Origin of the sequence: Winogradskyella sp., from assembly GCF_965656915.1 — a bacterium.
Lineage (GTDB): Bacteria > Bacteroidota > Bacteroidia > Flavobacteriales > Flavobacteriaceae > Winogradskyella.
On sequence record NZ_CBFHMI010000013.1, the window covers coordinates 3,459 to 15,581 of the forward strand.

The following is a 12,123-nucleotide window of genomic DNA, read 5'->3' on the forward strand; positions in this document are numbered from 1 at the left end:
ACAATGGCTGCTCGTATGATCGATGCTTTAGGCTTTCGTTTCTATTGGGCAACTGATAGTCTTTCAAAAAAAGACTTAATGTATCGGGCTAATGAAGAAGGAAGATCTACAAAAGAAACCATTAAACATATTTATGATTTGTCTAAAATTATTGTAAATTCTACGCTTAAGCAGCCAAACGCAAAAGTTGAAGAAAATTGGTCCTATGAGGAACTTCGAGTAAAAACTTTAACGAACTTAAAAACTGCGGCAGATATTTTGCGCAAAAGTGAAGATATATCACAATTCAAAATTATTTTTGGTGAACGTGAGATACCATTTTGGAATCAGGTTAATGGTCCAATAGCTGATGCTATATGGCATAGTGGGCAGATTGTGATAAATAGACGTACTACAGGAAATCCAATTAATCCTAAGGTCAATCATTTCTCTGGTACGGTAAGTGAATAACTCAATGTCGTCTTAAATAATAACGTCCTTGTTTTAATTTTTTTGTTCTCTGACCTTTAAACTTAAAAGGTATAGAAATACCACCTGCTTTAAATATAACGAAGTGTAGGTGAGGAATGGTTGTAAAACCTGTCATTCCTGAAATTCCTATGGGTTGATTTAAAACCACTTTGTCTCCAACATCTACAACAGCTCCTTCAAAATCTAAATGAACATAATGTGCCATACTGCCATCATCATGCAAAATGATTATCTTATTGCCTTTATCTGCGCATTTATAAGTTCTACAATGTTCATCAGAATCTTCTTTAATGAACATGACAATCCCAGGTCTTGCAGCAGTAATAGTGTCTCCTATTTACGTTCCTATATCCAAGGCATAACGCGAATGAGGTTTATTATGTGAAAATTTCCCACCAAAGGATTGTATTATCTTATATTTTTTTCCTCTTGGATATGGTAATGTGTATCTGTAGTCTAAATCTATATTACTTTTTGGGTCACCAAACGTACCCTTTAAAGCAATGTAGTTTTTGGAGTCAATCTTTGCGGTGTCTTTTACTTTGTATAACGGTAAAACTAAGACATTTTTTAGGGTGTCACCTTGTTTTAATACGCCAAAAGAGTTAACTCTTATAAATGATTTTGTAGAGTCTAATGCGGTAATTTTTAATTCTACAGGTGCATAAAAAGGATTGATGAAATCTACATAAACAGAATCATTTTCTACTGTCTTAGCGCGCTTTAATTTTTGTCCATAAAATTGCTGAGAGATGCAAATAAGAACTAAAAATAGAAGTATTCTTTTCATATAGATAAAGAGTCAGTTTTAATTAAATTGTTACATTAGTAAAGATAAAAAATCTAAAAACTATGCCAGGCATATTAAAACAAATTCATCCTGTTTTACCTGTAATAGATGTATCTAAAGCGGTTGCGTATTATGTAAACAACTTAGGCTTCAAATTGGGTTTTACAGATACGATTGATGCTCACGGCTATGCTGGTGTTAGAAGAGACCATGTAGAGATTCATTTGCAATGGCACGATGAGAAAGAATGGGTTGCTGGCTTAGACAGACCAATGTTAAGAATATATGTTGAAAACATCAGTGAATTGTTTGACGAATACAACTCTAATAAGGTGTTTCATGATAACACATTCTTAAAAAAGACACCTTGGGGAACTGAAGAGTTTGCATTTTATGATTTGTATGGCAATGGTTTAACATTTTATAGAGAAATCTAGACATTTAATTTTACAATATTTATTATAGCAAATCATTTATGAGAACTAGTCTTTTAATAATAGTATTTTTTATTTGTGGAGTATTATCTGCTCAAAATTCTAATGACTTGTTGTGTAAGGTGTTAGATGCTGAAGCGAATTATCCTGTAGCCTACGCGACCGTTAGATTTGAAAATGTTCAGAATGGAGTCATTGCAGGCGAAGACGGAGGATTTAGATTACCATTAGATTATAAAACGCAAAATAAGGCTGTAATTATATCTTCAATAGGTTATAAGACCTTGCGATTAGAAGCAAATACGCTTAAGGAAAATGAAATAAATATTATTTATTTAAAACCTAGAGTAGAGGAGTTGGGTGAAGTATTAATTACGGCAAAAAGTAATTCAGGACGTACAAGATCAGAATCTGCCGAAACAATTATCAGAAATGCAATAGGCAGAATACCTACAAATTATCCTTATACTCCGCATTCATACATCACTTACTACAGAGATTATCAGGTTGTAAACAATAACTATTATAATTTAAATGAGGCTATAATTGAAAATTTTGATGCTGGTTTTAATACGGATAAATATGAAAATGAGAGTAATAAATCAGCATTGTATTCCTATGATTTAAATACTGAATTCTATCAAGACAAACAATTATTAAATTCAATCTATGGGAAATCTAAATTGTTAGATAGATACAATTCTGCCAAACTAGGAACTAATATTCAAAATGAATTAGAGATATTAAATATCCATAATCCAATTAGAAATTTTGATAAATCGAGTTTCTCTTTTATTTATGTGTTTAAAGATAATTTTATAGAGAACCATGATTTTAAATTAATGAAAGTCGTCTATGCGGATGACATTCCCTTATATGAAATAAGATTTGTATCTAAAGGAGATGAAGGTGCCAAATATATTGGGCAAGGCACTATATATATTTCTAAAACCAATTATGCCATACATAAATTAGAATATAGAATGCTAGATAAGGGCAGAAATTCTAATCGTGGTAACCCATTTGGTAATAGTGCAAGTCGTATTACAACGAACCGAAAAACAACGTTGTTCGAAGTAAATATTGAATATAAAGCTATTGGTGAAAAGATGTATTTAAACTATATGACCTTTAATAATAGGTTTATAATTAAAGAACCTAATCCGTTTAAAGTCGAAGATTTCTACTTTAATACCAGAAATAAAAAGTTTTACATCACTTTTAATAAGCCTATAGATGAAAAGACGATTAAACGAAAAAGTAATTTTAGATTGCGGTATGATAATACGAAGCTTATCATAAATTCCATTGAATTAGAGGATGAGAAAATTCTAAAAATAGATGTTATTGGTTGGTCTGCAGGAAGTGGCGTGGATACCGAAAACATAAGATCTGAAGACTTTAGTTATAAGCTCAAACGCGTGAAAGATATTTCTGGAGCGGTAATAAACAAAGAATCTAAACTCATTGGTTATCAGTTTAGGGAATTATTTACTCAAGAGGTTTTTAAAACTAAACAACCTGAAGATGATCTTATTTTTCTGTATAAGACTGAGCCTTTGTTTTCTTCCAGAATAAATAATACAAAATTAGATGTAGACACATACTGGATTAATACACCATTGAAACAAACTAAAGGTTAATCATCTGTTTCAAAATTCTTATCAATTTTTTTTATAAGTTATTTGTCTTCATGTTTTTCTTCACGTTTCATCTGAATATACCGTGTCACTAGTCGCACACCTAAACGTGCAAAAAGTATAACGGCAATTACCATAACAATATCAAATCCCGACATATATTCTATTTGAGTTATAACTATTGGTCTGTGAGCCCATGTTATAGTTATAGTTTAGCATTAAATAAAGGTATAAAAAAAGCGCTGCACATCGCAACGCTTTATTTTTTATCATTACTAATTTAATAAGAATTAAATAACTATGTTAATCGGTTTTAGACATGGTGTCACTTTTGTCATACATAAATGCCCAAGAACCATCAATAGCTTCATTAAACTTTTTACGCATTTCTGCAGTTTTTTCAGCTCCATGAGCATTTTCGTAAACTTTCCAGACTCCATCCATATCTTTATCAAGATCAGCGTAGTTGTCAAATGGCCAAGCTACCATAAACTCGGCAGAATCTTCAGAACCTCCAACAACAGTATACCAATAGGCACGTTCGTCACCTTCAGCTTTTTTTATTTCTCCAGACACCGCTTTTATAACTTCCATAAAATCTGCCGAACTATTAACTCTAAAATAGGTAACCCAGACTTTGTCTTTTGATTCATTGGAATCGTTACTAATGTCAGGCATCGTTTCTGTGATCATATAATCCATACTTTCCATATGAGGTAATATGTGCTCAGGAAATAAGCTTCTGCAGTTATTACTCGCCTCATCACTGTCATCATCCATTTCTGCCCAATTTTCCATAGAGTCGGTTACCGCATAAACAGAGTTAGAGCCTTGTACGCGTCTCCAAAAGTTCCATGTACCTTCACCATTATTTTCTTCATAGCATTTTTTGTATTTGTCAATACCTTCTGCGAATTGAGCCTCATGGCCCATTTTAACTGTAATGTGAGTAACATTAACGATGTTACTAGAATCATCATCTTGTCCCATTAAAAAGAATGGCACAATAAGTAATAGAAAACATAATTTTCTCATAATGTAAATTGATTTAGTTGATTAATTAATAGCAACCAAAACATAAAAATTTACAATTGAAATTATAAATTTAGTGAAGATTAGAACACGTTGAGTTAGGGTGGTAAACGCAATTTAATTCTTATTAAAACGCTGAAAATTAAGCATATATAGTACTAAAAAATAGTGAATTTTCTTTAGAAAATATATTAGATACTAAAAAATTCAATAGTGATGAAAGCCTATTGAAAATAAATTAGAATGAAATTGATACCTGATTACGGAATATATCATCCATTGTTTCGCGCTTTCTAATAAGATGTGTTTTGCCTTTATAAATCAATACTTCTGCAGGTCTGTAGCGTGAATTATAGTTACTTGCCATGGTAAAACAATACGCACCTGCATTTTTAAAGCATAGAATATCACCTTCATTAATTTCATTGATACGTCTGTTATTAGCAAACGTGTCTGTTTCACAGATATAACCAACAACGGAATAAAAGCGTTCTCTCCCTTTTGGGTTTACAATATTTATAATTTCATGTTGAGAGCCATAGAGCATAGGTCTTATGAGGTGATTAAAGCCAGAATCAATTTGCGCAAAAACAGTAGAAGTGGTTTGTTTTACGACATTAACTTTAGCTAAAAACACTCCAGCTTCGCTCACTAAAAATTTACCAGGTTCAAAGGCAAGTGTTAAGTCTTTACCATAGTCTTTACAGAACTGATTGAATCGTTTAGACAATTTTTTACCCAGTTCTTCAATATTCGTTTCTATGTCGCCTGATTTATAAGGCACCTTAAATCCAGAACCAAAATCAATGAACTCTAAATTTTTAAAATTTGTGGCGGTTTCAAACAAGATTTCGCTTGCATATAGAAAAACATCAATATCTAATATATCACTACCAGTATGCATGTGTATGCCATTGATTGTCATATTGGTGTTTTCTACGATTCTCAGTAATAATGGTATTTGGTGAATAGATATACCAAACTTACTATCAATATGGCCTACGGATATATTTGTATTACCACCTGCCATAACATGCGGATTTATTCTAATGCAAACAGGTATATTAGGATGTTTAGAACCAAATTGTTCTAATATTGAAAGGTTATCTATGTTTATTTGCACACCAAGTTTAGCTACAGTCTCTATCTCTTGTAATGATACACCATTAGGGGTATAAATAATATCCTCTGGTTTAAAACCTGCCTTTAAGCCCAATTGTACTTCTTGAATAGAAACCGTATCTAATCCTGAATCTAATGAATTAAATAGCTTAAGAATTGAAAGATTAGAAAGTGCCTTTACCGCATAATTGATTTTAAGATGCTTTACATTACTGAATGCTTTTGTGAGTCTTTTATATTGTGAAATAATAGTATCTCCATCGTATGCATAAACAGGACTTCCGAAATCTTGGGCAATTTGTAATAGGGTTTTAGTATTCATAGCATGCAGCAATTCATTTATTTTAAGTCGTCAAACTTATACTTTAGCTTATTTTTAAATAATTATTTATATGTTTTTTTACTAAATTTACACAATAAGTTAAATAATTAACAAAATGAAAACTGTTGCAGCATGTGTTGAATCCATAGTACTACAACAACCATTTTTAGAAGATGCGCTTTCTAAAGAAATAATCAATTATTCAGCTTTAGCTGAGCATTTACAGCAACAAGTGTCACAGCAATTGGGCAAAACAGTAAAGACAGGATCTATTATGATGGCATTACGTCGCTATAAAGACAAATTAACTGTAAGTAGGCCTTATTATAAGATTGAAGTCTTGTTAGGGCAGTTGGGAGATATTACCTTAAGGTCTAATTTAAGTGATTTTACCTTCAGGAATTCTGATACATTAATTCACAGTCAAGCAGATATTTTAAATAAGATAAAGGATAAAAATCATATTTTTTATACATTCACAAGAGGCATCTTAGAAAGTAATATCATAATTTCAAGTAGTGAAAAAGCGGATGTTTTAGATAGTTTTAAATCTGAAAAATGTCTTGAAATAAAAGAGAATTTATCCGCAATTAGCTTACTTCTGCCAAAGAATAATACTAAAGTCGCTGGGCTTTATTATCAAATACTTAAAAGATTGGCGTTACAAAATGTGTCGCTGTATGAGGTGATATCAACCACAAACGAGTTTACTATTGTGGTTGAAGACGACATTGTAGACAATGCCTTTTCAATAATTAAAAATCTAAATAAGAATTAATTATAAGAACCAATGGTAATTGGAAAAAATCACAAGAAAAAATATTGGTTTAAAGTAAGCGTATCCGTATTTTTGCAGTCGAAATAAATTTCAGACTAAATGAATTTACACGAATATCAAGGAAAAGAATTATTAAGCAGTTTTGGAGTACGTATTCAACGTGGTATTGTTGCTCAAACTGCTGATGAAGCTGTTGCAGCAGCAAAAAAACTAACGGAAGACACTGGTACAGGATGGCATGTCATTAAAGCTCAGGTTCACGCTGGTGGACGTGGTAAAGGTGGTGGAGTTAAGCTTGCTAAGAACTTAGATGAAGTTAAAGACATCGCTGGACAAATCATTGGTATGAACTTAGTAACACCTCAAACTTCAGCAGAAGGTAAAAAGGTGCACCAGGTATTAGTTGCTGAGGATGTTTATTATCCAGGTGATAATAAGCCAGAAGAATATTACATGTCTGTTCTTTTAAATAGAGGTACAGGTAAAAATATGATTATGTATTCTACTGAAGGTGGTATGGATATTGAAACTGTTGCCGAAGAAACTCCTCACTTAATATTTACTGAAGAAATAGACCCTGCATTAGGACTTTTAGGTTTTCAAGCACGTCGTGTAGCGTTTAACTTAGGCTTATCTGGTACAGCATTTAAAGAAATGACAAAATTCGTGTCTGCGCTATATACGGCGTATGTAAAGTCAGATGCCTCATTATTTGAAATCAATCCTGTTTTAAAAACAAGTGATGATAAAATAATGGCAGTAGATTCTAAAGTAACTTTAGATGGTAATGCCTTATTCAGACATAAAGATTTAGCAGCATTAAGAGATAAGCGTGAAGAAAATCCTATTGAAGTTGAAGCTGGTGAATTAGGTCTAAACTATGTTGACTTAGATGGAAATGTTGGTTGTATGGTTAATGGTGCTGGTTTAGCAATGGCTACTATGGATTTAATTAAACAAGCAGGTGGTGAGCCAGCTAACTTTTTAGATGTTGGTGGTACAGCGGATGCTGCAAGAGTAGAAGCCGCTTTTAAGATCATCTTAAAAGACCCTGCTGTAAAAGCTATCTTAATAAACATTTTTGGTGGTATTGTACGTTGTGATAGAGTAGCACAGGGTGTAATTGATGCTTATACGAATATGGGTAACATTAATGTTCCTATTATTGTACGTTTACAAGGTACTAATGCTGATATTGCAAAAGAACTTATTGACAACTCTGGTTTAGATGTACTAAGTGCTACAGAATTCCAAGAAGCAGCTGATAAAGTTCAGAATGTACTTTCTTAGAAATAGAACTTATTTAAAATAAATTTAATGCGCCTTTTTATAAAGGCGCTTTTTTTTTATGTTAATTATCTGCTAATCAACGTTAAACAATGTTAACAAGTGTAACCATTCATAATTTTAAAAGTCTATTAAGTATCAATCTTATAAAAACAAATAATTATGAAGACATTAAAAATGTTAGTACTAGTCGTAGCAATTGCGTTTAGTAGTGTACTTGCAGCAAGTACAAACCCGATCGAAGAAGCTCAACCAAGCACTTTAACTGAAGCCGTTGGTGATTTATTGAAAAACCCAGATTTTCAATTGACTAAAGATGTTAATGCTGTTGTTGATCTAATCATTAATGAAAATGATGAAATGGTTGTGATTTCTGTATCAACCGATAACAAAGCAGTTGAGAGGTATATTAAAAACCGATTAAACTACAAGAAGTTATCTAAGGATGCGATTGGTTTAAATAGATCATTTAAGGTTCCAATCAAGATGGTTGAAACTAATTAGAATCTATCTTATGTAAAATAAAAAGAGCAACATTAATTGTTGCTCTTTTTTTGTTTATCTGTGTTTTCTTTTTTTGGCATTGGACCTCTTAAATGAATAATTAATCCATTAAGGAAATTCCTTAAAATTTGATCTCCACATTCCATGTATTTTGGATGGTCCTCCTTTCGAAAAAAGGCGTTTAGTTCACTTTTTGAAATCCTAAAGTCTACCAAGGCTAATATTTTTACAATGTCCTCATCACGCAATTTATGCGCTACTCTTAGTTTTTTAAATATATCGTTATTTGTCATACTAGTATTTTTTAATTAAATAGCCACTGGTAGGCTTTACCAAAATGTTCTGCCCAAAATTGCTCGTTGTGCTGTCCTCCTTCAATAATTTGTGCGTCTATTTGGTTATCGTTTAATCCTTTAGATTTTAACAAGGATATCATGTTATTAAGTTTTGGAATCATAGTTTCCCCTTCATCGGTTCCAGCTAAAAAATAAAATTTTACGTTTTCACTAATAGGATTGGTCTTGACCAGCTCAAAAATTTCTGGATTAATCCAAAACGCAGGTGAAAAAACACCTGCTTTTCCAAAGGTTTTAGGATATTTTATAACCGCATAGAATGAAATTAGTCCACCAAGAGAAGAACCAAAGATAGTTGTGCTATCAGCATCGCTTAGGGTTCTATAAGTAACATCTATATGAGGTTTAAGCGTATTTTTTATAAACCTTAAGTAAAATTCACCATCACCATCGCCATAGGTTTTATGACTGTAAGGTGTTAATTCATCTATTCGTTTTTTATTACCATGTTCAATACCTATTATTATACTTTCAGTACTTTCTAAAGTATCCATGTACTCATCAATTTTCCATTCTCCAGCATATGAGGTGCTATCATCAAACAAATTTTGTGCATCATGCATGTATACGACTGGATAGCGTTTTTCAGAATGTTGATAACTTTTCGGTAGATAAACCCATATTTTTTTTACAGAATCTAATTGTGGAGCTTCAATCGAAAAAGTGGTAACCTGTTTAGAAGCAGTGCTTTGAGACTGTAAACTAACTAAGAAAAAGAGCGTAAAAATTAGAAGAATATGCTTGAATCTCATGCTATTATTGGTGTCTTAGAATGACAAACGTTTAAAAAACTCGACTAAGGACATTTAATTTTTCGACAAGATACATTATATCAACGACAATAAAATAATACACCTTATTAACTTTACATTATAAATAATTCCCTTATAGACATGATTAACCGTGCTGAAAAATTGAGCCTATTATCCGAGATGATTGCATTTGCTCAAACAGATGAAAGTATTAAAGCCATTGAATATAGCTTTTTATTTAGTATTGCGAAACAATTAGATATTTCTAAAGAAGATTTTGAATATCTTTTTAGACATCCTGTAACATATGTGCATCTAAAGACACATAGTGAACGTATTGTTCAGTTTCATAGATTAGTTCTTTTAATGAATTTAGATCATAAGGTTTCACCAAAACAATTGGTTAAAATCCATAATTTTGGTTTACGTATGGGCTTAAGCCATGAGTCTATTAACAGAGTTCTAGATTTAATGGATAGTTTTCCTAATAAAGTTGTGCCACCAGACTTTTTGATAGATATTTTTAAAGTTCAGTATAACTAATATTCAGGTGCCGTTGAAGTATTGCAGTTATAAGAACCTGTCATTACTAGATCGAAGGACGCAGCAATTTCTATTACTTTACTTTTAATTTTTCAAGTTTACTTTGGTACGCTGTAATTTCATCTCTGAATCTTGCAGCCTCCATAAAGTCCAAAGCTTTTGCTGCTTGTTCCATTTGCTTACGCTTATCTCGTATCTTTTTCTCTAGTTGACTTTTTGTTAAATATTCGCTTTCTGGCTCTGCAGCTAGTTTAGCTTCTAACTCTGTACGGTAAGTACTTACTGAGTTTTTGGCAAGTGCACTATCTAAACTCTTATTTAATGCCTTAGGTATTATGTTATTCTCTGTATTGTATGCAATTTGCTTTTCGCGACGGTAATTAGTTTCATCAATAGTTTTTTGCATACTATTGGTAATTTTATCGGCATACATAATAGCCTTTCCATTTAAATTTCTTGCAGCTCTACCAACCGTTTGCGTTAAGGACCGATTAGATCTCAAAAACCCTTCTTTATCGGCATCTAGTATCGCTACCAACGAAACTTCAGGTAAGTCTAATCCTTCTCTCAAAAGATTGACTCCAACCAGCACGTCAAATATACCTTTACGTAGATCTTGCATAATTTCTACACGTTCTAAAGTATCTACATCGCTATGAATATATCTACATCGAGTTGAAATTCTGGTTAGGTATTTTACCAGTTCTTCTGCCATTCGTTTGGTTAATGTCGTCACCAACGTGCGTTCATCCTTTTCAACGCGATCTTGAATTTCTTCAATTAAGTCATCAATTTGATTTAAACTCGGACGAACCTCTATTATTGGGTCTAGTAAACCTGTTGGTCTAATCACTTGCTCCACATAAACACCATCTGTTTTTTGCATTTCGTAATCAGCAGGAGTTGCACTTACGTATATGACCTGATTTTGTAGTGCTTCAAATTCTTCAAACTTCAAAGGTCTGTTATCCATAGCAGCAGGTAATCTAAAGCCATATTCTACCAGATTCTCTTTTCTACTTCTGTCACCACCATACATGGCGTGAACTTGAGAAATGGTAACATGGCTTTCATCTACAACCATTAAATAATCATCCGGAAAATAATCTAACAAACAGAAAGGCCTTGTGCCTGGTGCTCGTCCATCTAAGTATCTCGAATAGTTCTCAATACCAGAACAATAGCCAAGTTCTCTGATCATTTCTAGATCAAATTCAGTACGTTCTTTTAACCGTTTGGCTTCAAGATGTTTTCCGATATCTTTGAAATAATCGTGTTGCTTTACCAAATCATCCTGGATGTCTTTTATCGCACCATTAAGTACATCAGGTGAGGTTACAAACATATTTGCAGGATAGATGTTTAATCGATCATAGCGTTCTATTATTTCATTAGTATGTGCATCAAAAGCTTCAATTTCTTCAATTTCATCTCCGAAAAAATGAATACGAAAAGCATTATCTGAGTATCCAGGGAAGACATCAACAGTATCACCTTTAATTCTGAAGTTTCCATTTTTAAAATCGGCTTCAGTTCTGGAATATAAACTTTGTACTAATTGATGTAATAATTTTGTCCGAGAAATAACCTGATCGCGCTCAATAGTGATTACATTTTTTTGAAACTCGACTGGATTTCCAATACCATATAGACAAGATACAGAAGCAACAACGAGCACATCACGTCTACCAGAAAGTAGGGAAGAGGTTGTACTTAATCGCATCTTTTCAATCTCTTCATTTATAGATAAATCTTTTTCTATGTAAACACCAGAAACTGGTATATAAGCTTCAGGTTGGTAATAATCATAATAGGATACAAAATACTCAACCGCATTATCAGGAAAGAACTGTTTAAACTCAGAGTATAATTGAGCTGCTAATGTTTTGTTATGGGCAAGTACTAGAGTAGGACGTTGTACTTCTTGTATAACGTTAGCAACAGTAAAAGTTTTACCTGAACCTGTAACGCCCAGAAGCGTTTGATATCTTTCATCTTGATTAATGCCATTAGCAAGTTGCTTTATGGCTTCTGGTTGATCTCCTGTAGGTTTAAACTCTGATTTTATTTTAAAACGCATGATGCAAAGTTA

General features: G+C 32.5%; 14 protein-coding genes. 7 read left to right on the forward strand and 7 right to left on the reverse strand.

Going from position 1 to position 12,123, the window contains the following annotated elements; translation table 11 throughout:
- Window positions 1-450, forward strand: a 450-nt coding sequence (locus tag ACTG3Y_RS05610) for a hypothetical protein (protein WP_439151940.1), incomplete at its 5' end; no start/stop codon positions are given.
- 1 nt (window position 451) lies between these two features.
- Here ACTG3Y_RS05610 and ACTG3Y_RS05615 read toward each other — a convergent pair.
- Window positions 452-808: a M23 family metallopeptidase gene (locus ACTG3Y_RS05615; RefSeq protein ID WP_439151982.1), complete on the reverse strand. Its 357-nt coding sequence runs from the start codon at window positions 806-808 to the stop codon at window positions 452-454.
- Window positions 809-1,261 carry a hypothetical protein gene (locus ACTG3Y_RS05620; RefSeq protein WP_439151941.1) on the reverse strand — a complete coding sequence of 151 codons (453 nt, stop codon included), beginning with the start codon at window positions 1,259-1,261 and terminating at the stop codon, window positions 809-811.
- A 62-nt stretch (window positions 1,262-1,323) separates the two neighbouring features.
- Here ACTG3Y_RS05620 and ACTG3Y_RS05625 point away from each other — a divergent pair, with 62 nt between their 5' ends.
- Both ACTG3Y_RS05625 and ACTG3Y_RS05630 read left to right on the forward strand, forming a co-directional pair.
- Window positions 1,324-1,698 carry a glyoxalase superfamily protein gene (locus ACTG3Y_RS05625; protein ID WP_439151942.1) on the forward strand — a complete coding sequence of 125 codons (375 nt, stop codon included), beginning with the start codon at window positions 1,324-1,326 and terminating at the stop codon, window positions 1,696-1,698.
- A 38-nt stretch (window positions 1,699-1,736) separates the two neighbouring features.
- The gene (locus tag ACTG3Y_RS05630; protein ID WP_439151943.1) at window positions 1,737-3,338 is read left to right on the forward strand and encodes a carboxypeptidase-like regulatory domain-containing protein; all 1,602 of its coding nucleotides are present in this window, start codon (window positions 1,737-1,739) and stop codon (window positions 3,336-3,338) included.
- 300 nt (window positions 3,339-3,638) lie between these two features.
- Here the strand turns inward: ACTG3Y_RS05630 and ACTG3Y_RS05635 are convergent, their stop codons facing one another.
- Complete coding sequence (locus ACTG3Y_RS05635) at window positions 3,639-4,370, reverse strand: hypothetical protein (protein WP_439151944.1); 732 nt, start codon at window positions 4,368-4,370, stop codon at window positions 3,639-3,641.
- 235 nt (window positions 4,371-4,605) lie between these two features.
- Window positions 4,606-5,811, reverse strand: coding sequence for a diaminopimelate decarboxylase (gene lysA, locus ACTG3Y_RS05640; protein ID WP_439151945.1), 1,206 nt, complete (start codon window positions 5,809-5,811; stop codon window positions 4,606-4,608).
- Window positions 5,812-5,926: 115 nt separating this feature from the next.
- On the opposite strand from lysA, the gene ACTG3Y_RS05645 reads away from it, so the two are divergent.
- From ACTG3Y_RS05645 to ACTG3Y_RS05655, 3 genes are all read left to right on the forward strand, one after another.
- Entirely contained in the window at window positions 5,927-6,589 is a 663-nt protein-coding gene (locus ACTG3Y_RS05645) for a hypothetical protein (protein ID WP_439151946.1), read from the forward strand.
- 99 nt (window positions 6,590-6,688) lie between these two features.
- Window positions 6,689-7,879, forward strand: a complete 1,191-nt coding sequence (gene sucC / locus ACTG3Y_RS05650; RefSeq protein ID WP_439151947.1) for an ADP-forming succinate--CoA ligase subunit beta — start codon at window positions 6,689-6,691, stop codon at window positions 7,877-7,879.
- Window positions 7,880-8,038: 159 nt separating this feature from the next.
- Window positions 8,039-8,380, forward strand: a complete 342-nt coding sequence (locus tag ACTG3Y_RS05655) for a hypothetical protein (RefSeq protein ID WP_439151948.1) — start codon at window positions 8,039-8,041, stop codon at window positions 8,378-8,380.
- Window positions 8,381-8,412: 32 nt separating this feature from the next.
- Here ACTG3Y_RS05655 and ACTG3Y_RS05660 read toward each other — a convergent pair whose 3' ends face one another.
- A complete protein-coding gene (locus tag ACTG3Y_RS05660) occupies window positions 8,413-8,673 on the reverse strand; it encodes a DUF1456 family protein (RefSeq protein WP_439151949.1) in 261 nt (86 codons plus the stop codon).
- Between the two features lie 11 nt (window positions 8,674-8,684).
- Window positions 8,685-9,488, reverse strand: coding sequence for an alpha/beta hydrolase (locus tag ACTG3Y_RS05665; RefSeq protein WP_439151950.1), 804 nt, complete (start codon window positions 9,486-9,488; stop codon window positions 8,685-8,687).
- A 141-nt stretch (window positions 9,489-9,629) separates the two neighbouring features.
- On the opposite strand from ACTG3Y_RS05665, the gene ACTG3Y_RS05670 reads away from it, so the two are divergent.
- Window positions 9,630-10,031, forward strand: coding sequence for a TerB family tellurite resistance protein (locus ACTG3Y_RS05670; RefSeq protein WP_439151951.1), 402 nt, complete (start codon window positions 9,630-9,632; stop codon window positions 10,029-10,031).
- A gap of 73 nt (window positions 10,032-10,104) precedes the next feature.
- On the opposite strand, the gene uvrB is transcribed toward ACTG3Y_RS05670, so the two are convergent.
- Window positions 10,105-12,111 carry an excinuclease ABC subunit UvrB gene (gene uvrB, locus ACTG3Y_RS05675; RefSeq protein WP_439151952.1) on the reverse strand — a complete coding sequence of 669 codons (2,007 nt, stop codon included), beginning with the start codon at window positions 12,109-12,111 and terminating at the stop codon, window positions 10,105-10,107.
- Window positions 12,112-12,123 lie beyond the last annotated feature (12 nt).

Excerpts from the sequence above, each read along its gene's own strand:
- ACTG3Y_RS05635 (WP_439151944.1), bottom strand. The coding sequence starts at position 4,370 with ATGAGAAAATTATGTTTTCTATTACTTATTGTGCCATTCTTTTTAATG.
- uvrB (WP_439151952.1), bottom strand. The coding sequence starts at position 12,111 with ATGCGTTTTAAAATAAAATCAGAGTTTAAACCTACAGGAGATCAACCA.
- ACTG3Y_RS05645 (WP_439151946.1), top strand. The coding sequence starts at position 5,927 with ATGAAAACTGTTGCAGCATGTGTTGAATCCATAGTACTACAACAACCA.
- sucC (WP_439151947.1), top strand. The coding sequence starts at position 6,689 with ATGAATTTACACGAATATCAAGGAAAAGAATTATTAAGCAGTTTTGGA.
- ACTG3Y_RS05620 (WP_439151941.1), bottom strand. The coding sequence starts at position 1,261 with ATGAAAAGAATACTTCTATTTTTAGTTCTTATTTGCATCTCTCAGCAA.
- lysA (WP_439151945.1), bottom strand. The coding sequence starts at position 5,811 with ATGAATACTAAAACCCTATTACAAATTGCCCAAGATTTCGGAAGTCCT.
- ACTG3Y_RS05630 (WP_439151943.1), top strand. The coding sequence starts at position 1,737 with ATGAGAACTAGTCTTTTAATAATAGTATTTTTTATTTGTGGAGTATTA.
- ACTG3Y_RS05660 (WP_439151949.1), bottom strand. The coding sequence starts at position 8,673 with ATGACAAATAACGATATATTTAAAAAACTAAGAGTAGCGCATAAATTG.
- ACTG3Y_RS05655 (WP_439151948.1), top strand. The coding sequence starts at position 8,039 with ATGAAGACATTAAAAATGTTAGTACTAGTCGTAGCAATTGCGTTTAGT.
- ACTG3Y_RS05665 (WP_439151950.1), bottom strand. The coding sequence starts at position 9,488 with ATGAGATTCAAGCATATTCTTCTAATTTTTACGCTCTTTTTCTTAGTT.
- ACTG3Y_RS05670 (WP_439151951.1), top strand. The coding sequence starts at position 9,630 with ATGATTAACCGTGCTGAAAAATTGAGCCTATTATCCGAGATGATTGCA.
- ACTG3Y_RS05625 (WP_439151942.1), top strand. The coding sequence starts at position 1,324 with ATGCCAGGCATATTAAAACAAATTCATCCTGTTTTACCTGTAATAGAT.